At 69.9% G+C, this 20,832-nt stretch carries 15 protein-coding genes and 3 pseudogenes; 11 read left to right on the top strand and 7 right to left on the bottom strand.

Annotation, left to right across the window (positions count from 1 at the left end; translation table 11 throughout):
* Nucleotides 1-87 precede the first annotated feature (87 nt).
* A complete protein-coding gene (locus AB0J04_RS40500; protein WP_363173677.1) occupies nucleotides 88-2,946 on the bottom strand; it encodes a LuxR family transcriptional regulator in 2,859 nt (952 codons plus the stop codon).
* Nucleotides 2,947-3,272: 326 nt separating this feature from the next.
* On the opposite strand from AB0J04_RS40500, the gene AB0J04_RS40495 reads away from it, so the two are divergent.
* The 4 genes from AB0J04_RS40495 (at nucleotide 3,273) to AB0J04_RS40480 (ending at nucleotide 7,873) form a co-directional block, all read left to right on the top strand.
* On the top strand, nucleotides 3,273-6,140 hold the full coding sequence (locus AB0J04_RS40495; protein WP_363173676.1) for a LuxR family transcriptional regulator: 2,868 nt from the start codon (nucleotides 3,273-3,275) through the stop codon (nucleotides 6,138-6,140).
* A 153-nt stretch (nucleotides 6,141-6,293) separates the two neighbouring features.
* The gene (locus AB0J04_RS40490) at nucleotides 6,294-6,674 is read left to right on the top strand and encodes a hypothetical protein (RefSeq protein ID WP_363173675.1); all 381 of its coding nucleotides are present in this window, start codon (nucleotides 6,294-6,296) and stop codon (nucleotides 6,672-6,674) included.
* Nucleotides 6,675-6,810: 136 nt separating this feature from the next.
* Nucleotides 6,811-7,668, top strand: coding sequence for a hypothetical protein (locus AB0J04_RS40485; RefSeq protein WP_363173674.1), 858 nt, complete (start codon nucleotides 6,811-6,813; stop codon nucleotides 7,666-7,668).
* A gap of 55 nt (nucleotides 7,669-7,723) precedes the next feature.
* Nucleotides 7,724-7,873, top strand: a complete 150-nt coding sequence (locus AB0J04_RS40480; protein WP_363173673.1) for a hypothetical protein — start codon at nucleotides 7,724-7,726, stop codon at nucleotides 7,871-7,873.
* A 1,144-nt stretch (nucleotides 7,874-9,017) separates the two neighbouring features.
* On the opposite strand, the gene AB0J04_RS40475 is transcribed toward AB0J04_RS40480, so the two are convergent.
* The 3 genes from AB0J04_RS40475 to AB0J04_RS40465 form a co-directional block, all read right to left on the bottom strand.
* Nucleotides 9,018-9,779, bottom strand: coding sequence for an SDR family oxidoreductase (locus tag AB0J04_RS40475; protein ID WP_363173672.1), 762 nt, complete (start codon nucleotides 9,777-9,779; stop codon nucleotides 9,018-9,020).
* Between the two features lie 26 nt (nucleotides 9,780-9,805).
* Complete coding sequence (locus tag AB0J04_RS40470; protein ID WP_363173671.1) at nucleotides 9,806-11,152, bottom strand: MFS transporter; 1,347 nt, start codon at nucleotides 11,150-11,152, stop codon at nucleotides 9,806-9,808.
* Nucleotides 11,153-11,230: 78 nt separating this feature from the next.
* Nucleotides 11,231-11,815, bottom strand: coding sequence for a TetR/AcrR family transcriptional regulator (locus AB0J04_RS40465; RefSeq protein WP_363173670.1), 585 nt, complete (start codon nucleotides 11,813-11,815; stop codon nucleotides 11,231-11,233).
* Between the two features lie 420 nt (nucleotides 11,816-12,235).
* Here AB0J04_RS40465 and AB0J04_RS40460 point away from each other — a divergent pair, with 420 nt between their 5' ends.
* The gene (locus AB0J04_RS40460; RefSeq protein WP_363173668.1) at nucleotides 12,236-12,610 is read left to right on the top strand and encodes a hypothetical protein; all 375 of its coding nucleotides are present in this window, start codon (nucleotides 12,236-12,238) and stop codon (nucleotides 12,608-12,610) included.
* 347 nt (nucleotides 12,611-12,957) lie between these two features.
* Nucleotides 12,958-14,412 (top strand): glutamate decarboxylase, encoded by a 1,455-nt coding sequence (locus AB0J04_RS40455; protein WP_363173667.1) that lies wholly within the window; start codon nucleotides 12,958-12,960, stop codon nucleotides 14,410-14,412.
* A gap of 343 nt (nucleotides 14,413-14,755) precedes the next feature.
* Here AB0J04_RS40455 and AB0J04_RS40450 read toward each other — a convergent pair whose 3' ends face one another.
* Nucleotides 14,756-15,400: a GAP family protein gene (locus AB0J04_RS40450; RefSeq protein ID WP_363173666.1), complete on the bottom strand. Its 645-nt coding sequence runs from the start codon at nucleotides 15,398-15,400 to the stop codon at nucleotides 14,756-14,758.
* Between the two features lie 552 nt (nucleotides 15,401-15,952).
* Here AB0J04_RS40450 and AB0J04_RS40445 point away from each other — a divergent pair.
* Both AB0J04_RS40445 and AB0J04_RS40440 read left to right on the top strand, forming a co-directional pair.
* A pseudogene (locus AB0J04_RS40445) lies at nucleotides 15,953-16,346 on the top strand (VWA domain-containing protein); the annotation flags it as partial.
* A gap of 253 nt (nucleotides 16,347-16,599) precedes the next feature.
* Entirely contained in the window at nucleotides 16,600-16,968 is a 369-nt protein-coding gene (locus AB0J04_RS40440; protein WP_363173665.1) for a hypothetical protein, read from the top strand.
* A 283-nt stretch (nucleotides 16,969-17,251) separates the two neighbouring features.
* On the opposite strand, the gene AB0J04_RS40435 is transcribed toward AB0J04_RS40440, so the two are convergent.
* Both AB0J04_RS40435 and AB0J04_RS40430 read right to left on the bottom strand, forming a co-directional pair.
* Nucleotides 17,252-17,593 carry a DUF5713 family protein gene (locus AB0J04_RS40435; RefSeq protein WP_363173664.1) on the bottom strand — a complete coding sequence of 114 codons (342 nt, stop codon included), beginning with the start codon at nucleotides 17,591-17,593 and terminating at the stop codon, nucleotides 17,252-17,254.
* Nucleotides 17,594-17,711: 118 nt separating this feature from the next.
* Nucleotides 17,712-17,921: a hypothetical protein gene (locus tag AB0J04_RS40430; RefSeq protein ID WP_363173663.1), complete on the bottom strand. Its 210-nt coding sequence runs from the start codon at nucleotides 17,919-17,921 to the stop codon at nucleotides 17,712-17,714.
* Nucleotides 17,922-17,934: 13 nt separating this feature from the next.
* On the opposite strand from AB0J04_RS40430, the pseudogene AB0J04_RS40425 reads away from it, so the two are divergent.
* From AB0J04_RS40425 to AB0J04_RS40415, 3 genes and pseudogenes are all read left to right on the top strand, one after another.
* Nucleotides 17,935-18,114 (top strand): annotated as a pseudogene (locus AB0J04_RS40425) (helix-turn-helix transcriptional regulator); the annotation flags it as partial.
* 386 nt (nucleotides 18,115-18,500) lie between these two features.
* Nucleotides 18,501-19,406, top strand: a complete 906-nt coding sequence (locus AB0J04_RS40420; protein WP_363173662.1) for an oxidoreductase — start codon at nucleotides 18,501-18,503, stop codon at nucleotides 19,404-19,406.
* 574 nt (nucleotides 19,407-19,980) lie between these two features.
* Nucleotides 19,981-20,742 (top strand): annotated as a pseudogene (locus tag AB0J04_RS40415) (Ig-like domain-containing protein); the annotation flags it as partial.
* Between the last annotated feature and the right edge of the window lie 90 nt (nucleotides 20,743-20,832).

Below are 20,832 nucleotides of genomic sequence, written 5' to 3'. Positions count from 1 at the left end.
TCGTACTGGACGTACTTGGGCTTTCGGCCGGTGCGGCGAGAGTGCGTGCCGGGCGTCGCGACGGGGCGAACGTTGCCTGCCGCGGCACTAGCACCCCTCCGAATGGCACTCGGACGTCACGTTCTGAGCGGTGCCCGAGGCCGGGGACAGGCCGCCGTCCAGCCAGGCGGCGGCCAGTTCCGCGCGGGAGCGGCATCCGGTGCGCCGGAACAGACGTGTCAGGCGTTGTTCCACCGTCTTCTCGCTGCACGCGAGTGCGGCGGCGATCTGCCGGTTGGTCGCGCCGTCGCTCACCATGCGCAACAGCTCGACCTCGAGCGGGGTCAGTTCCTCCCGGGCCTGTCGGAGCCTGGGCAGCGGGACCCCGCGCCGCTGTGCGGTACGGGTGATCTCGGAGCGGAACATCTGCCCGAGACCGAGGCCCTGCGCGGTCCGGGCCGCCTCGGCCAACCAGGGCCGGGGATCGTCGTCGAGGTGCGCCAGACAGAGGCTGCAGATCACGGCAAGGTGAACGTCGCCGCGGCGTTCGAGCAGTCCGTGAGCAGCCCGCGCACTGTCCGCGTCGTGGTGCGTGATGGCCCGTGCGATCAGTACGGCCTCATGGGTCATGCGTGAGGCGGTCTCGATGTGCAGCTCCTCCAGTGCGTTCAGGGCCTGGTGGACCGTCCGAGGGCGGCCATGGAGCGCGGCGAACGACAGAACGCGCAGCAGCACCCGTTCGAGGCCGGCGAGCCGACCGCCCCTTCGCGCCAGCCGCACATCCCGCCAGGCCCTTTCCAGCGCCTCCTCAGCTCGCCCCGACCCGCACAGGACGAGCAGCCGGGCCCGCGCGGCCAGCGGATGGACGACCGTGTCGGGGATCAGTTCGAGCCAGGAGCGGGCGGATTCGACGTTTCCGCGCATGCAGTGGATCTCGGCGGCCAGCGCTCGCGCCGACTGGGCGGCGCCCGCGGTGCCCCCGGACCGGCTGCGCACCTCGATGCGACGGGCGGTCGCCAGCGCGGCGTCCCAGTTGCCCGCCAGGTAGTCGCGGACCATCGTCCGGTACCGGACGGCGACGCTGTCCTGGGCGGGGGCATAACGGTCGCCGAGGACGGCGGCGAGAGCGCCGGCCAGGTCTGCGTAGGCGGCGGCGTCGTGCAGTCGGTTCAGGGCCGGCTCGTCGAGGGCGTCCGGGGGCAGGCGCCGCCGAGCCTGTCGCAGCTCGGCGGCACCGCCCACCGCAGCGGCCACCAGGTCCAGCTCGGCGGGGGTGGGCACGGAGCCGCCGGGGTGCCCGGGAGCAGTGACCGCGGCGGGGTTCGCGGCCGGTGCCGGCCTGGGCGTCACCGGACCGATGCCGTAGAGCCCCCCGAGCGCCGCCAGTCCGGCCGCCGCGGGCGCCCGCTCCAGTACCGCGCGGTATCGGACGTCGGTGTCGTCCGCGTACGGGGAACGGTGTTCGTGCAGGGCCGCCCAGACCGAGGCACAGACGACGGCCGCCACGTCGGTGGGGTGCTCGGCGCGCGCCGCGGCCAGCCGGGCGAGCAGGGGCTCGCCGAGCGCCAGGAGCCCCGAGTGGTCGCCGTGTCGCAGACTCAGTGCGCTCGCCTCGCGCAGCACTCCGAGGGTCCGACGGTCCTCGGGGGGCAGCCGGCGAAGCACCGAGGCGTAGGCGCGGACCGATCGGGGCCAGTCGACTCTGGCGTCCTCGCGGGCCGCCGCCAGCAGCAGCGGTACCGCGAGGGTGTCGTCCAGCAGCGGGCCGGCCGCCGCGACGTGATCGGCCAGCATGGGGTAGCCGCTGCCCGTGCCCTCGACGCCCAGCCGGTCCGTCACCGCCGTGACGAACCGCGTGACGAACCGCGCGTGCGCGGCCTGCATGTCACGCCCGGCGGGCAGGGTCCTCAACGCCTCCGCGAGTGCGGGGACCACGAACGACATGCGGCCCTGGTCGTCCGCTTCCAGCACCCGGTCCGCGACCAGTCGGTCCAGCCCGTGCTCGATGCTCCGTGCCGCGGCCGGCGGTGTCAGCCTGACCACGTCCTCGATCCGCACTTCGGCGTGTTCCAGCACCCGGGCGGTGAAGATCGCCGCCTCGGCGATCCCGGGATCGGCGGGCGTGCCGGGCCAGCCCGACGGGAGCAGCTCGGCCGGCTCCGTGGTCAGCCGCAGCCGGTTCTCCGGAACCGCCAGGCACAGCAGGCCGTCGAGTTCCAGCAGGCTCCGCTCGTCCAGCGATCCGAGCACCGACAGCACGGCCCGTGGGTTGCCCGCCAGTGGACCCAGGGCCCGTGACACGGCGTCCGCCAGCGCGGGTTCGGCCGGGCGGCCGAACCGCCCGCCGACCCGGGCGGTGACGAGCGCGGCGGCGTCGGCCGGCCGCAGAGGGGGCAGTTCGAGCACCCGGTCGGCTGCGGCCGTCAGCCAGGAGCGGACTGCGTCCGCCGCGGGCACCGGCCGTCCGGCCATCACGACCGGAACGCCCCGTGGGCGGAAGACCCGCAGCAGCACCCCCAGTGCTTCGGCGATGTGCCGCGGCATGCGCTCGACGCCGTCGGTGAGCAGTGCGAAGGGATGGTGCCGGGCCGCCTGTGCCAGTGCCTCACCCAAGGCGGCCAGTCCGGTCATCTCGCCGTCCCACGCGGTGCCACCCGGCCGCGCCCGGAGGACGGCGGGCAGCGGTGGCAGACAGCCGTCGGGGTCCTCGATGACCAGGCCGCAGCGCGCCTCGGCGACGAGGGGTACGTCGGTGGTGTCCTCGGCGCGTTCCCAGCCCAGCCGCACCACCGCGACGCCGTGCCGGACCGCCGTTCGGCGCGCCTGTTCCACCACGGTGGTCTTGCCCGTTCCGGCGTCGGCCGTGACCAGGAGGATCCGCGACCCGTCTCCCGTGCTGGACAGTGCCTTCGCCACTTCGCGGATTTCGCCGTCCCTGCCGATGGCGCGTCGAGGGTTCTCCGGCATCGCGGCTCCTTGCTCGTCCTCATTTCCTCTCATGCTCAGACGGCTTCTCGGATGAACTCGTTCATCGGCACATGGGGCCTCGGAGAACCGCTGGGCCAGCAAGTTCGGCCGCCAGAAAATCAATACGGAACTCCACGGAGGAAAGGAACGCACTGAACCAGGGCTGCGTCTTTGGAAGGCAGCGCAACAGACGACGCGGCAGACAATTAAAAGACAACGCGATAGGCAATCGGCAGACAACAATGACAGGCAGTCGGCAGACAGCGGCGGACAACGTGGCCGCCAACGTGACAGACAATGCGAATGGCAACGCGAAAGACGATGACGTGATCCGCGTGTTCGGCCGCGAGTGTGCGTCGGACGAGATGCACCGCCGTCTGAGCGACCCCGACGGCCCGCGCCTGGTGGTCGTGCGGGGCGAACGGGGAGTGGGGCGCACCGCGTTCGTCCGGGCGGCCGGTGACCGGCTGCGTGCCCAGGGGACGCCTGTGTCCACGGTGGAGTGTGTTCCGGGCGATACCGAACGGCCGCTGCTGCTGGCACTGAGGCTGGTGATGGTGCTGGAGGAACACCGGTACGGGCCGGAGCGGCAGGGGGTGGAGGGACACACCCTGACACGGGCCGCGGCCGCCGTCGACAGACGCGACCAGGCGGCGATGCGCGCCCTGCTGTGCGCCGCGTTGACCCGGTCCACGCGACTGGCCGTGCTGATCGACGACGCCCAGTATGCCGATCCCGCGTCCCTGGCCCTGCTCGGCATGATCGCTGTTCTCCGCCCGCTGCCCGATGTCCGGCTGGTGGTCGCGGCGGCACAGCACGTCGAGCGGAGCGCGCAAGGCACGGCGCCGGGCGGCGATGGTCCGGGCGGGGCCGTGGCCCGGCCCGCCGGCACCGAGGGCACCTGGTCGGTCGTGCTTTCCCGGCTGGCGCCGGAGGACACCACCGCGCTGGTGCGACGGCGGTTGGGGGCGACCCCCGACGCCAGGCTGGCCCGGCGGGTCCACGAGTTGACCCGCGGGATCCCCGGAGCGGTCGACGCCCTGATCACCGGATGGGACGCACCGGGCGGGATCCAGGTCCTCGACGGGCATGCTTTCGTCGGTACGACGTCGCCGCCCCCGGTTCTTCCGGAGCACAACGTCTTCATGACGGCCCTGGACGCCCTGGGCGAGCCGTTTCGCGCGGTGGCCGCGGCGCTGAGCATCCTGGGACCGCTCGGCAGGCCGGCCCTGGAGCTGACTGCGCTGTGGACGGGTCTGTCCGCCGACAGCGTCGGCGACGCCTTACGCGGCCTGGTCGGGGCGGGCATCGTCGACGAACTGCCCGGCCCGGACGGCACCGCGGTACAGGGGTGGACGTTCCGCCTCCCGCTGACGGCGCACAGCGTCCGGGAGCGGCTGAGACCGATGGAGCGCTGCCGGCTGTCCGCCCTCGCGGTCGAGGCACTCTGGGCGGCTGCGGACGCCGATGTGACGCGCGCCGGGGTGACGCCGCCTCCGGAGCCGATCCTCCTCGGCGAGGCGGACGCCCGGACCTATCCGGCGGACCGGGTCGCGGACGCGGGCAGCCTGGTGGACCCCGAACGCGCGGTGGCCGAACTGACCGCCGCCGCCGAGCGCATGCCGCCCGGCACCGACGACCAGGCGGTGCTGCGCTGGCTGCTGGCCGCCGCCAACCTGATCGAACAGCCCGCCGCCCGTGTCGCGGCCCTGCAACGGAGTGCCACGGCCGCGTATGTGGCGGGCGACAACCGGAGCGGGCGCACCATCACAGCGGCGCTGCTCCGCCACCCCGGGGCGTCCCTGACCGCGACGGCGCTGCAGCAGGCCGCCTGCCAGCTGGCGGCGGCGACGGCCAACCAGCGGGACTGGCCCGCGCTGGCCCGCCTGGCGACGACACGATGGTGGGACGAACTGCCGGTACCCGCTCCCGCCAAGGTGTGCGGCCGGGCCCTGGCCCTGTGCCGGCTGGCCCGGTGGCAGGAGGCGGTGGACCTGCTCACCCGGACGGCCGGGTGGCACGCGGGCCCGCGCGACCGCGCGGTACCCAAGCTCCTCCTCGCCGCGGCGGAACTCGCGCTGGGCCGCCCGGAGTCCTTCCGGCGCGAACTGGCCATGGCGGAAGCGTCGGAACTGCCTCCCGGTATGGTGCACGCGCTGGCCACGGCCATGTTCGACGAACTGCTCGTCGGCCATGACGTGAACGCCGCCAGAGCGCTGCTGAACTCCCGTCAGCTGACCGTGGAGGCGCTGCCCCCGCTCAGCCGGTTCCTGTGGCACCATCTCACCGGCCGGTGGGACCAGGCGCTGGAATCGGCCCGTGGGCTGCCGGCCCACCAGACCCAGGTCCCCGGGTCGGACAGCTTTCTGCTTCCCGCGCGGACCGCGGCCATCCTCCTCGCCCGGGGCCGCGTCACCAGCGCCCTCCGGATGGTGGAGCGCGTGAGCGGTCCCGAGGAGGGCCCGCCGCGGTGCTCTCTGCACAGCGCGGAGGCGGAGGTGCACATGGCCCTCGGTGATCTCAAGCGGGCCGAGCGGACACTGCGGCGCGGACTGGACGCGGCGCGGGCACACGCGCAGACCTATGGCACGGAAGAGCTGTGGGCCCCGCTCGCCGAGGTGACGGCCCGGACAGGACGTACTGCCGAGGCGCTGACGTGCCTGGGCCGCCTGGAGCGGATCGCCGCCCGGACGGACAGTGGCCGGGCACGGTTGAGGTACCTGCTGGCCTCGGCCCAGGTCCTGCCGAAGGACGCCCCCCGCACCGCTCACGGGACCGCCTGTGAACAGCTGCGCGAGGCGGTGGACCTGGCCCGCTCCCGCGGGCTGCCGTTCGAGACGGCGAACGTGTTCGTGGCCGCCGCCGCCCTGGGCGCGGGTCCGGCCGCGCTGCTGCGCGAGGCCTACGAGCTGTTCGGCGTCACCGGTGCCGCTCTGTGGCGCTTCCGCACCAGGGCGGCGATGCGCGAGGCGCGGGTCGTCGTCCCTGGTCGTAAGCAGGCCACCGCGGAGAACGAGCAGCTGCTGGCCACGCTAGTCGTCGAGGGGCTCACGAACCGTCAGATCGCCATCGTCCTGGGGCTGAACGAGGAGGTGGTCGCCAACCGACTGTCCCGTCTGTTCGCCCGTACCGGAGTGCGGTCCCGCACGGAGCTTGTCACCGCGGTGCACAAGGGGGCGGTGTGGTTCGTGTGAGGTTTCCCTGTACTTAGCCGGTGAAGCCGCTGTGCGCCGCATACGGCTGACCGCCACTGGCACGATCGAACGCACGGGCCACGCACGAACGAGGTCGGCCCTCACACGGCAAGTGTCGTGTCCATGGCATTTCGACTTATGGAGGGTCGCAAGATGGCGAAAAAGATCGGCCGGCTGAGACTCCTGGCAGGAGCGGCAGCGGCGGCAGGAGCCCTGACCGTCGCGGTCGCCGCACCCGCGTCGGCGATCCACACGGTCGACCCGTTCTCCTGCACGTGGGACCAGATCTACGGCAAGAAGGAGTACTTCGCCTTTCACATCCAAAACAGCAGGACCGGGCAGCTGACGTTCATATGCTACGCGGATGCCGGAAGCACATCCCCCGACTACGCGAACTATGCCTTCAGCACGGGCAACAACGCCGGCATCTTCCTGGCGGAGGGGTACGACGGCAAGTACTGGTCGGTGAAATTCGACAAGTGGCAGTACCAGCAGTGGATGTTCAAAAACATCATCAACCTGGTCATCTACTAGTCGGAATCCGACGCTGAACGGTGCCTGCCGGGTTCGGACGCCCCCTGCCGGCAGGCCACCGCCGACAACGGAAGGTACGTCAGCAATGGGATCCGCCCGAGCCGTAACCGCAGCGCGGAAACATCCGAGGCCCGCCGTGGGAGTGGCCTGGGCCACGACGATCGCCGCCGGTCTCCTGGCCACCGGCTGCTCCGCGGGTTCGACCGGCGGCGGCGCCGAGCCGACACCCCCGCCCATCGCGGCCTCCCCGACCGCGCCCGCCACCGGGTACGACGGACTGACCCGCCTGCCGCTGTCCGCCTACGGCACGTCGCAGCAGGACGACGACCGGCTGTTCACAGCGAACAAGGCGCTGGTCGTCCGCTGTATGAAGGGCCGGGGGCACCAGAGCTACTCGGGTCAGAACATGATCGGGGCCACCGTGGAGACCGAGGCGGACAAAGAGGCGGCCGCCCCCTCCGGCGCCTGGGGCTACATCGGCCGTGCGACGGCCGGCCGTCAGGGATTCCACCCACCCGCGTCGGAGACCGGCGGCGCGGCGGGCCTGGCGGGCCAGGAGGGCAAGGACTTCGCCGCCTGTGCGGGTGAGGCACAGAAACAGCTCCCCGATCAGACGAGCGGCGACGGCTGGAAGCTGACCCAGGCCCTGTTCGGCCGGTCACTGCAGGAAGCCGGCCAGGACGCACGGGTCACCGCCGCGCGCAAGCGCTGGAGCGCCTGCATGTCGGCGGCGGGCCATCCGGCCGAGGACCCCGAGAAGCTGGCCGCCGGACCCTGGAACACCGCGAAGCCCACCGCCGACGAGATCGCCAAGGCCGCCGCCGACGAATCGTGCACGAGGTCGTCGAACCTGGCCGCGGTCTACTTCGCGGTACTGGACGGCTACCAGCGGCAGCTGGAGTCGAACAACGCCGAGGCGCTGAACGCCTACCAGAAGGAGGTCCAGGAGCGGCGCGGCAAGGTGTCGCGTCTCCTCGCCGGACATCCCGGGTAGAAGCCCCGCACACCGCCGACCGGCCGATGGGCAGGGCGACTCGGGGGAAAGCCGTGTGGAGATCCTTTTCGTCGTCGTGCCGTCGATCATGATCACCGGTCTGCCGTCACTCCACAAAAATCTGAGGGTAAGTCAACTACTGTTCATGGAGTCCGTCGCCGAACTCGTGGCGGCGCGGTGGGGCGACCGGCGGCCGGGGCTGTGATTCGAGGAGTCGGTCCTCACCCACCACGACCTCGCGGCCGGTGCCGCCGCCCGTGTGATTGTGCCGCGACCAGGAAAGGACCCAGGCCGAACGGGTGGAAGCCGCCCGATCCCGCCACGCCCACCACGCCCGCCACGCCCGCCGCACCGAGTACACCTGGGCCAGCCCCATGCCGCCCCGATCATCTCCCTGGCGCTGGGCCTGGACGCGGTGGACAGCCTGCAGCGGTGCGCCGACGCGTCCGAAGTCGCTTGCAAGGCTCGTCAACTCGCCGATGCAGGCACCGTCTTCGAAGGCAGGCCCACTCCGCCGCCGGTTCGCATGCCGTGGCCAGACCGGCTGCACGAGGCGGTGGCCGCCTGTCGCACCTGTTCGGCCTCATCGGCCACGCTCTCGACATCGACCTCCATGACTGTGCCAACCTCGCCGACGATGTCCGGGCCCTGTATGCGGAGGCTGGAGCGGCCTCGGTGCTTGTGAAGGAATGAGCCGCGCGGCGGTGAGGCTGATGAACAGCTGAAGACCACCACGTCCGTTGCGCCCGGCAGCAGCGGATCGCGGTCCATGGCCTGGCCGAGATGTACTTCCGCGCGCCGCGACACCCGCGTCCGTGGCCTGGCGTGGAGTTCATCGAGTGGCGCACATCGCGATCGAGCGGTGGTTCGGACGACTGCGGAGCGCTCGATCTCCGGCACTGCAGTTGCCGGGGACTGGGCGTTCATCCTACGAGTCACCCGGAACGCAGCAGCCGTCCGATAGCAAGGCTGGTTCGTCTCCTTTCCAAGAGAGGAGACCCCTGAGGAGGATCCGGGCTCAGCGCGCGTCGGGCACCGTTGCCCGGCCAGACCCGTGCCGGTACGTCACCGGCTGGGCCTCCGACAAAGCCCGCCACCGCCTCACCGTCGACCCGGTCGAGATATGCGAAGTGCGCTTCGAAACCCGGGATTTCACCTTTCAGCCGGGCCTCGGCGTCCCTTGCCGCGCGTCATGACGGGCCAGTTCGCGTGCGATGCACGGCCGATGCCGCAGTTGGCACTGGTGATCACCGCAGTGCCGCGGTTCCGGCTGGAGATGTCGTGCGCGTCCGGCCCGTCATGGCGGGCTTGCCGCCAGGCAGGCTTGTGTCGCCCCAGCCTGCGAACCGTCAGGCTGATGATCCACTGTCGACGACCAGGTCGGTGCCGACCACAGCGCCGGCCGCGGGTGAGGCGAGGTAGAGCACGGCGGCCGCCACTTCTTCGGCCTCCGCGACCCGGCCGAGCGGGTTCTCCGTCTTCACCCGCTCGGCACGGTCGGCCTCGGTCTCGCCCGGCCGCAGCGACATGGGAGCCGCGGAGGCGCCCGGGCTGACCGCGTTGATGCGGATGCCCTGCTGGATGTGGTCGAGAGCGGCGGCGCGGGTCAGCGCGGAGACCGCTGCCTTCGAGGTGATGTACGCGGCGACGTTCGGGATCCGCATGTGTGCGCCCAGGTTGGAGGACACATTGACGATGGCGCCGCCGCCGTTCTCCTTCATGTACGCGATCTCGTGTTTCATGGCCAGCCAGACGCCGGTGACATTGGTCCGCAAAACGGCGTCCCAGTCCTCCTCGCTCACCTCGCCGACGGGTACGGCGGCGCCACGGAGTATCCCGGCGTTGTTGACCGCGATGTCCAGTCCGCCGAAACGGGTGACGCTCTCGCGTACGAGGTCCTCGAGCCGGCCGGAGTCGGTGACATCGGCGGTGACGGCGGCGGCCGTGCCCCCGGCCGCCTCGATGAGGCCGACCGTCTCGTCCAGGGAAGCCGCGGTGCGTCCCGCGACGACCACGGATGCGCCCTCGGCGGCGAAGGCGAGCGCGATCGCGCGGCCGAGGCCGGAGCCCGCGCCGGTGACGAGGACGGTCTTGCCGGTGAAGCGGTTCATTTTCGGTGACTCCCTTGATCGACGGATTACTTGGTGCGGTGGTTCAGGAGGGCCGCGACGGCGAAGGCAGCCCCGGTCGCGGCCAGGGACCAGGCGTCGCTGCCGAGCGTGAGCAGGAGGGCGAAGAGGACGGTCGGGCCGAATTCCATCGCGGTGTTCAGCACGCCTCCCGCGAGCCCGGTCTGCCTCTGCGGTACGCCTTCGGTGGCGAGTACGGCGGCTCCCGCGAAGGAGGCCGCGACGCCGGCCGGCAGCAGCACGAGGCCCGGCAGCGGTCCATGGACGTACGCGGTGTGCGCATCGAGCCCGGTGAGCGCGAGGAGGGCGAGCCCGGTCGCGCCGGTGCCGAGCCCGGCGGCCGTGATGGCTCGGGCCCCGTACCGGCCGATGAGCGGTCCTGCCGCGCGGCCCGAGGCGATCAGCGCGACGGCGAACGGCGTGAAGGCGGCCGAGGTCTGCAGCGGCGACCAGTGGCGCGCCTGCTGGAAGTGGAGCGAGAGGACCACGAAGGTCATCGCGGTCCCACAGGCGCTCAGTGCGATGGCCGTGAGGGCAAGGGAGCGCCGCCGGTGGAGCAAGAAGCGGGGCGGCAGCAGCGGATCGCAGGCGCGGCGCTCGATGTACAGGAACGCGGCAAGGAGTGCGGTCCCGCCGAGCAGTGGCACGAGCACGCCGGCCGACGACCAGGGGCGGTTGTCGGTGACGACGAGCCCGTAACTGGCCAGGGTGATCCCGCCGGTGGCGAGCAGAGCACCCGGCAGGTCGAGAGCCCTGCCTCGGCTCGGCGCGGTGTCCGGCAGCAGCCGGGGCGTGAGGGCGAGGGCTGAACCGGCCACCATGAGCGGTACGGCGAAGGTCCAACGCCAGGACAGCAGCGTCGAGACGACGCCGGAGAGCAGATTGCCCGCGGTCGCGCCGAGCACCGAGAGACCGCCCCAGGTGGCCATCGCCCTGCCGTACGCGGTGGGGGACGGGAAGACGGTGCGCAGCACTGCCATGGCGGCCGGCGCGATCAGAGCCGCTCCCGCGCCTTGCGCGAAGCGCGCCCCGAGCAGCGTCCCGATGCCGGTGGCGAGCGGGGCGGCGGCCGAGGCGGCGGCGAAGAGGACAAGGCCCGCGGTGAGGGCGCGCCGACCGCCGTAGCGGTCGGCGAGGCGTCCGCCGAAGAGCAGCAGGCCGGCGAAGGTCAATCCGTAAGCGGCGCTGAGCAGGATCAAGTCGGCGCGTTCCAGGTCGAATTCGCGCGCGATGAGGGGCAGCGGGACGGCGAGCGTGGCCAAAGTCAAGATCAGCGTGGTCTGGACGCTGCCGAGGAGGAGTAAGGCTAATCGGTGCCGCGTGATGGCGACGTGTGCAGCGTCCGTCGTGGTCATACCCTCTCCAGATTTTTGACCGATCGGTTCATTATTCGGGCGTGCAGAAGGAGGCTCGGCGCCTCGGTCGCGTGCGATTCAGTCCAGCAGGGCCAGCGCCTGCTCGGCCGCGTCCCGCACCCGGGCGGGATCGTTCGACGCCTTGCCGACGATGCGTACGCCCTGCAGCAGGACCAGAAGCATGCGGGCCAGCGCGCGCGGATCACGGTTCTCGGGCAGCTCGCCCTGGGCTTGGGCCCGTACGAGCGCGGAGTGCAGCAGGGTCTCGACGTGCTCCCAGCTGGTCTCGACCCGCCGGGCCGCCGCGGGGTCGTGCGGGGCCAACTCGGCCGCCGTGTTGGTGATGAAGCAGCCGGTCGCCCTGCCCTCCGGGGAAGCGGCCTCCGCGGCGAAGCGGCGCACCACCGCCCGCACCGCGGGCAGTGCGGGGCCTGGCTGGGACAGCTCGGCGAGGAGGGACGGGTCTCGCGTCTCGGTATACCGGTCCAGGGCCTTCAGGTACAGCTCGTGCTTGTTGCCGAAGGTCGCGTAGATGCTGGCGCGGCCGATGCCGAGGTGCTCGACGAGGTCGGCCATCGACGTCGCTTCGTAGCCGCGCCGCCAGAACAGCTCAAGGGCCGATTGGAGCGCGGCGTCCGGATCGAATTCCTTGGTCCTGGCCACGCCGCGACCCTAGACCTATCCGGAACGAATGGTCAAATAACCGCGCGCCATGGCTTGCCCTCGGCGGTTGAGGGCGTTGGCCGGGGTGAGCCAGGAACGGATGGCCCGTAAGGCCCTGGGCCGGCAGGGCGGTTGGGGCCGGTGGGTTCGGCTGGGCCCCCATAGGGTCTCGAAACGCGGTCCACTGTCCGGCAGGCCGCATACGCCGGGCGCTCTCTCGGAGCCGCGGGCAGGCCCATCGGCCGTGGCCGACAGCCCGCAGCGCCCACGAACCGGCCGTGGGGGAGCATCGGCGGCGACGCCGACACGAACGGGCCCTACCGATTGCGACCTGCCGTGCTGCTGCGTCTCATGGATCCCATGCAGCAACGTGTCTCTCCGTCAGACGATGCCATTCCTCCGATGGAGCGCTCGCACTGGGTGGCCTTCGCGGGAATCCTGCTGTTCGTCAGTGCTCTCTTCAACCTGCTCAACGGATTCGTGGCGATCCTCAATCATGGCTACTACTCGACCGTCTACTCCCAGGGCAACCGGCTGCTCATCCTCAACTACACGGCCTGGGGTTGGATCTGGGTTGCCATCGGCATCGTGATGGCCCTGGCGGGCATCGGCGTGCTCGTGGGCTCCAGGGCGGCACGACTGACAGGCATCTGCCTGGCGGCATTCTGCCTGGTCGGGCAGATGATCTTCCTTCCGGTCTACCCGTTCTGGTCTCTGGCCACCATGCTGGTGTCCTTGCTGGTCCTCTACGGACTCCTGGCCGAGCCGCGGCATGTGCACGGGGCGCGCGTGTAGAGGACCTGGAAGATCCTCCGAGACTCCGGCGACGCCGTCCCGGACGAAGGGGAGGAACCGGCGGGGGAGACCGAGGGTCCCATCGAGCGCGCCGAACAGGAAAGCTTCCCCGGAGGCGTCCGCTGATCACAGGCGCCCGGCAGTCGTGAAGGGGTGCGACCGCGGGAGGGGTGCCACGTTCTGTCCCGCCGTCCCTCACCACCGCCGCTCCAGGCTCGTCGGTTCTGAAAGCCCTGAAGTGCCGAGCGCCCTCAGGGCCGGCAGCTCTTCCGGAGGACGGCCTGGACAGGCCGCCTTCAGGTTCCAGTCGGCGTCAGGTTCCTGCGCCCGCGCAGAAACCTGACTGCGTGCTGCTGGTCCTGTTCGTGACCGGCGCGCCGTCCCGTCTTGGTGTGTCCCTCGCCCGCGGCAGGCTCTGGTGCTGTTTGAATCGCGGCATGACCAAACGTGACGATGCTGCTCTTTTCGGTAACCGATTCCTGACCGTGTCCGCTCCCTCGGAGACCTTCCCCGAGGAAGGCATGGCCGCGACGGACGCAATGAGGCTCGTGGATGTGGATCTCGCCATGGAGGGCGACCCACAGCGCAACCTCGCCACGTTTGTCACCACTTGGATGGAGCCGGAGGCGCAACGGCTGATCGCCGAGAATCTCCACCGCAATTTCATCGACCATGCGGAGTACCCCATTTCCGCCGAGATCGAGCAGCGTTGCGTGCGCATGCTCGCCGACCTCTTCCACGCGCCGGGCAGGACGGCTGGATGCCGGACTCAGGGCTCGTCAGAGGCGATCATGCTCGGCGGGCTGTCGCTGAAGTGGAAGTGGCGCGAGCGCCGCCAGGCGGCCGGCCTGTCGATCGACCGGCCCAACTTGATTTTCGGCGGAGACGTCCACGTCGTGTGGGAGAAGTTCTGCCGCTACTTCGACGTCGAGCCGCGGATCGTGCCGCTTGCCGAGGGCAAGTACACGATCGGCCCGGAGGACGTGGAGCCCCACCTCGATGAGAACACGATCGGCGTCGTCGCCGTCCTCGGCACCACGTTCACCGGCCACAAGGACGATGTCGGCGGGATCGACAAGCTCCTGCGGGACGTCCGCAAAGAGCGGGACCTCGACATCCCGATCCACGTCGACGGCGCCAGCGGCGCATTCGTGTGGCCCTTCCTCTACCCGGACTCGAAATGGGACTTCCGCCTCGAGCAGGTCCGTTCGATCAACGTCTCCGGACACAAGTACGGCCTGGTTTACCCCGGCATCGGATGGCTGGTCTTCCGCGAGGAGTCCGACCTGGCCAAGGATCTCGTGTTCTACGAGAACTACCTGGGCAAGACCGACGCGACGTTCACGCTGAACTTCTCCACCGGCGCGTCGATGGTGCTCGCGCAGTACTACAACTTCGTGAGGCTCGGCCGGCAGGGCTACACCTACGTCATGAAAATGATGCAGGAAAACGCCCGCACATTGGCGGACAACCTGCGCAGCAGCGGCCGCTTCGAAGTGATCGGGAGCGACCTCGAGCAGCTGCCGCTGGTCGCCTTCCGGCTCGCCGGCGAGCACGCCTACGACGAGTCCGACATCGCCTGGCAGCTTTCGGCCGAGCGGGGCTGGATGGTGCCGGCATACACGCTCCCGCCCAACGCGGAGCGGGTGAAGATCCTGCGCGCCTTGGTCAAGGAGACTCTGAGCCGCGAACAGATCGATCGCCTGAGCCGAGACATCGGCGACGCGTGTCGCACCTTGGACGGCAAGGGTGCCACCCACGGGATCGAGCGGACCCAGGTCAAGCGCGGCACCGGCTACTGACGCACTCTGACGCAGCAGCAGTTCGGGTGACCGGGCACCGGCGCCCCCAGCCGGCTCCAGCGCCTCGCGGCGCACATGTGGATCGGCGCCGCCCGCCCTTGCCGTCCTCGTGACGCCGGGCTCGACGCAGAGCGCTCGGGCGTGGTCCGGTGGTCGAGGGTGAGGCACACCGGGAGCCCGTGCCGACTCATGGACAAGACCAACCTGCGACGCGGCGCGCCGCCGCTGCCGTCACCCTCACGGCCAAAGCGGTCAGCCGACCGAAGCGCATCCAGGAGACACTCCGGGACGTCAGACCACCACCAAAGACGTGTGTAGGGTGCCGCCGCCGGAGCCGTCCCTGTCAGGCGACCAGCTCGGCGATGCTCCGGGCCGCCAGCCACAGGCCCAGGAGCAGGGAGAACGTGACGATCAGCTGCTCCTGACGCTGCTCCAGCGAGCTCCGCAGGGCGTTCAGCCGGGCGTTCGCGACCGTGGGCGCCCACACCATGTACATCTCCATGACGATAAGGCTGAGCGTGGCCAGCAGACAGTAGCCGGTCAGCGCGAGCCAGGCGGCAAGGGTGGAGAGGTTCGCCTCGACAGCGGTCGCGGCGCCGGCACCGACCAGCGCCCAGGGCTGCAGCAGCCATGCCAGACCGGCTGCCGTGGCCGGCGAGGCGTTGTCGATCCGGGCGGTCCAACGTGGCGGGCCGTGCGGGCGGGGCGGTCGGCGGTACCGGTGCGCGCTGTACAGCACCAGTGCCAGGCCGATGGCGAGTTTCGCATCGATCACGGCAGTCGAGGGCACGCTGTGACGGGCCGGGGGCTGACCGCCGGTCAGCAGCACCACACAGGCGATCACCGCAACCAGGTTGGCCAGCCACGACAACAGGAACGCCAGGCCCTGGCGAACGCCGCGCCGCGAGGAGAGCAGCAGGATGAAGGCGCTGTTGTGCAAAGGCCCCAGAGTGATGGCCGTACCGATCACAACCAGGTCGAGGACCATCGGATCAGCCGCTCCTGGGTGTCAGGACCGTCGGGCCGCCTTGCGGACGGGTGGACCGATCGGCAGGGTGAGGCGGCGCTGCTGCGGTGCCGCATCCCGACTTTGCAAGTGACGGACCGGCTGGTCAAGCAGGCCACGCCCGCATGGCGGCACCGACTGTCCGGCAGGCTCCCGGGCGAGCATGGCCTCGGCTCTGCTTCGAGGTTGACGCGCTGCCGGACCTGGTACGAACGCGCGATGCGGGTCCATGGTCGCTGCCCCTGTCGCGACACCGACCGGCTGCTGGCCGGAGGGGACACCGAATCGCGAAGGCGCTCGGCTATCGCGACAGAACCACCACGCGCCAGACTGCGGCGCATCGGGGATCAGGGGCGGATGCGCGGCGGGAAACGCCTGCAGATGGCCTCGATATCGGTGTCGCGGACGGTGTCCGCGGTCACCCGCAGATCCCGGGCGACCTCGACGATCGACGGTGCCTCCGGCCCCGAACACACCAGCAGCAGAAGTCACACAACTGCAGCGAGCAACTACCGACGCTGGTGAGCAGGTCCTTCCTCGTCCGCCCACCTCGATGACGACGGCACGGTGCCGGTGGTGTTCTTCTCCACCGACGTAGACGGATCCACTGACCCTCAGGCTCGGAGGCCGTCGTGGCCGCATCGACAGGCTGCACGAGAACCTCGGTCACATGGGGCGGACGAACTGCCACTGGGCCATGGACGGCGTCATCGACCACTACCTGGCTTCCAACAGCGACTCCCCAGCCCTGGTGATCTTCCAGACCGTTGGCGGGCCCACCAGCAAGTTCGCCGCCGAACGATACCTGTGCAAAGCTGCCCGCTTGCCGCTGTTCTGGCAGTTCATCGGCTTCGGAGACCCAGACGACGACGAGTTCGCCTTTCTCCGCCGCCTCGACGACCTGGCTGTGCCCAGGCATCGCATCGTCGTGCCGCTCGGGTTCTGCGGTGCAAGCCTGAACCCGCCAGTGCGGCGAAACCGAGGGTACTTTGGGCGAGCGATGGCCGGATGCGGGAGACGGAGGCACGGTGGCGGGAGAAGCGACGAGTCCGAGAGGGGAGTTGCTCACCCGCCTCATGGTCTCTGCGGCAGCCCTCGGGGTCCTGGTGCTGAAGGTCGTTGCTCCCGAGCGGGTGGACGCGACTTCGGTCGTCCTGCTCGTTCTGGTTCTGATCCCCTGGATGTCCACGATCCTGACCAGTGTGGACACCGCCGCCGGTGGGTTCGTGCTGCGCGAGGTGAGAAGGACCCAGGACGGTCAGCAAGACGACATCGACCGCATGAAGTTCGTCTTCGACCACCTCATTCCCAGGGACGAACTGCAGCACCTGCAAAACCTCGCCGACGACGTTCCCATGCCCTACGACCGTGGATACACCCGCCCGCACCTGGAGGCGGAACTGCGGCGTCTGGCCGGCGTGGAACTGATCGCGCGCAAGGCGGGTAAGTCGTTCTCGAGCATGGGTGACGAGGGAGACGTCAGGGAGTACTTCTCCATCACGGATGCCGGGCGGACCTATCTGCGGATTCTGCAGGGGTTCCGACCCTGATCCCGTTCCCGACTCGGCGCGTCGGCGCTTGTCCTGGAGTTGTTCCGAGCCGCGGGGATCCGGCTTCATCAACCTTTGACGGGTCTGGCACAAGTTCCAGGCTCTGTCGCTGATTTGGTGGTGCGCGACGATCAAGAGTGGGCGGGCATCACCTGGTTGTGGTGGGGATGCGGTTCGCCTCGTCGGCCACGGACTCCGCCCGCGTCCGGGAGCATGGACGGTCGCTCCAGCAGCCCTGGACCTGAGCGGCACGGACGGCCACCCGGTGGCCCGGTCGGCGCGTTCACCAGTTCCGCGCGGTCACCAACTTCTCGACGTCGGCGTCCTCGAACCCGTAGGCCGAAGCCACGAACCCGAAGTCCTCGCAGATCTCCTCACGCGCGACGGTCTCGATCTCGCTGCCGGCTGCCTCGAACTCCGCCTCCAGCGCGTTGAACTCCTCCGTGGCCACTTCGGTCAGCGCGTAGAGCGCCGCCAGGTCCGACGGCTGTTCGGCCTCGATCCGCGCGCACAGCCTCAGCAGGATCTCCTTTCCTCTGGTGACGACCTGATCGGGGAAGTAATCGTCCTCGAACAGCCCCTTCAGAAACGGATACCCTGCCGCCTGCTGGTTGGTGACCGACATGGCGATCCCACCTTCCCTACCGAAGATCCGACGTCCCCATCCTGGACTGCACCACTGACAATGGACGGGCCCGAGGCCCGGGGGCGGCGAGACTGTCGGGCCGGACGGGCGGGAGACGTCAGAGCAGGACACGCAGCTCGTCGGCCGCGTCCGCGGCGTCGAGCAGCCGGAGGCCGTCGGGGAGCAGAATCGGACCGCCCCCGTGTGACCGTGCCGCGATCCGCGCCTGCTCCCAGATCAGGACGATCTGAAGAATGACCGCCCGGTAGGCGAGACGGGCATCACCCCAGCGGGGCTTCCCGAACCGGCGGTAGATCTCTTTGTCCAACAGGTTCCGGGCTTACGGGGGAGACCGTCGGCGGGTCACCGGGCTGCGCCGGGAGGAGGTGGCCCTGCTCGCGGGCATCTCCAGCGAGTACTACACCCGGCTGGAGCGCGGCAACGCCACCGGCGTCTCCGAGAGTGTCATCGACGGCATCGCGGGGGCGCTGAAGCTCGACGAGGCCGAGCGAATCCACCTGCGTACTCGGCCGGCCCCCGGCTGTAGGCGTCGATCGTGCGCGGTGCCCGTCCGGGAACGGTCCACTCCGTTCCAGGCCACCGCCTGCTCGCGCCGTCCGAGCACCGGCCAGTTCTCTCGTCTGAGTCCCGGCCGACCGGCCGGGTGGTGATCGCCTTGCCCGGCTGCGCCGAACGCGGCCACCGTCGTCCGCCGCCTCAGCAGGACAGCACCACAAGGTCCGAGACTTCGTCCTGACCGACGCTCTCTCACCAGGTCCAACGGCTTTGTGACGATGGTGAGTTCCCGATAGGGATGTGACGTTTCATCCAGCCCGTTGACCTGTCACAGCGCACCGTGACGGCCCCATACTCCAGGACCTGACGAACCGACGGAAGAAGGAGCACGGTGAGCGCAGCGGCGGCAGCAGGGACCTGGAAGCTCGGGGACCTTGAGGTGAATCGCATCGGCTACGGCGCGATGCGGCTGACGGGCAACGGCATGATGGGGAACTCCGACGGCACGCCGATCGACCGCGATTTCGCCGTCCGGCTGCTGCACAGCGCGTTCGAGCAGGGTGTCAACCACATCGACACGGCCGCCTTCTACTTCTCGCCCCTGCGGTCCGCGAACGAGCTCATCAACCGCGCCCTCTCATCCTGGTCCGGCGACGTGGTCGTGGTGACCAAGGTCGGCCCGGCGCGCGATCCCTCCGGCGAGTGGCTCACCATGGCCCGCCCCGACCAGCTGCGCGGCCAGGTCGAGGAGAACTTGCGACAGCTCGGACTGGACTGCCTGGACGTGGTGAACCTGCGCGCCAACGGCCCCGGCACGACCTCGGTCGCCGAGCACTTCGGCGCCCTCGCCGAGCTGCGCGAGGCCGGCCTGGTCCGGCACCTCGGGCTTTCCGGTGTCCTGCCTGAGCACGTGGCCGAGGCCCAAACGATCGCGCCCGTGGTCAGCGTGCAGAACTCCTACGGCCTGGACTGGCGCCGCGCTGACGAGAGCGGGCTGGTGGACCTGTGCGGGGAGCAGGGCATCGCCTTCGTCCCGTTCTTCGCGGTCTCTGGTCTGCGGCGCGAGGCAGCCGCAGACCAGGAGCACGACGCGCGCGTCCACTCCGTCGCCCGCGCCCACAACGCGACGCCGGCCCAGGTACGGCTCGCCTGGACCCTCCACCGCGGTCCGCACGTGCTTGCCATTCCCGGCACCAGGAACCCCGCGCACCTGGCAGAGAACATCACCGCCGGAATCCTGCGCCTGACCGAGGAGGAGTCGGCTCTCCTCGACAAGCCGGACGAGGGCGCCGCCTGAGTCTCCGGCCGCGATGCTCGGTGAGTTTCCCCGGTCTGTCGAGCACCCGACTGGGCGGGGCGAGGAGCATCTCCGGTCGCTTCAGGAATCGCCGTCACCGTCAGCCTTCCGGACGGATCCCGTGCTCGGCCAACCACCCGAGCAGCTCTTGGCGCGCGCCCTCCGGTGAAACGGACGTCGTCGGTGAGCTCTGCCACATATCCGGCAGGGGGCACGAATGGCTGGACGTCCTCGTCAGCGGTGAACTCGGCTTTCGCGAGTACCAGACCCTGAAGACGGCCGTCGAAGACATCAACACCCAAGGGGAACCCCTCCAGGAATTCCGCCGCCCGAACCGCAGGTTCGACGCCGCGCTTATGTCCTCTGGGGCATCAAGGAAGAGCGGAACTGCACCAAGATCCGTGTGCGGACCGTCATCGGCTCCCAGGCCCAGGTCCGCGACCTCGGCGACACGCTCGACAATGCGTGGTCTTCGCCACAATTTACCCATTTATGGATATCAGCATGCCTATAAGTGTTTCAAAGCTGGTTGCACTCCTTCGGCGATCAGCACAGGGATGCACAGACCAGCGGCATGGAGAAGCGTTTGATCACGCTCGATAAACGACGCACCGGGCTGGTGGCTGCGGCCGGCGTACTCGGGGGCGTACTCGCAGTCACGGCCCTCGGCGGTACAAGCAACGCTGCCACCAGCGGCAACAGTGCCGGGAACCACCCGCAGTCGCAGGCGCGGGTAAATCCAGCGGGCGCCCAGGAAGCCTCCGACGCCCGAATAGAGATCACGCCCGGGCAAGGTGCCTACAACGTCGGGATCAACGCCCCGGTCGGCGTCACCGTCAGCAAGGGCAAGCTCACCAAGGTGACCATGACCGCCGTCGCGACCGGTGCCGAGATCCCGGGCACTCTGTCCGCGGACGGCACCTCCTGGAAGCCGAACGGCGGACTGGAGCGTGCCACCAAGTATCAGATCGCCGCAGAGGCCGAGGACGCCGAGGGCCGCTCCGCCACCGGCAACGCCACCATCACCACGGTCTCCCCGGCCAACGACTTCATCGGGCACGTCTCTCCCGGGGACGGCTCGACCGTCGGCGTGGGCATGCCGGTGACGGTCGGCTTCGACAAGGCGATCAGCGACAAGGCCGCTGTGGAGTCCAAGATCCAGGTCAGCTCCAGCAGCGGCCAGCTGGTCGTCGGTCGCTGGTTGAACGACCATCGCCTGGATTTCCGCCCCGAGCATTACTGGAAGCCCGGCTCCACCGTCACCGTCACGCTCAACCGCCACGGCGTCCAGAAGACGGTCACGTTCAAGATCGGCCGGAGCCAGATCAGCACCGTGACTCTGCTGCGCAATTCGCTGCGGGGGTGAGGGCGGGTCGGCGATGATCGTTTCTGAGGTCGCTTCTTCTGTTGTGCGGCCATGGAGGCG

The sequence above is a fragment of the Streptomyces sp. NPDC050263 genome (assembly GCF_040655955.1).
In the GTDB taxonomy this organism is placed as follows: domain Bacteria; phylum Actinomycetota; class Actinomycetes; order Streptomycetales; family Streptomycetaceae; genus Streptomyces.
The sequence above is the reverse complement of the archived record's forward strand: the minus strand, read 5'-3'. Positions and strand labels throughout refer to the sequence as shown.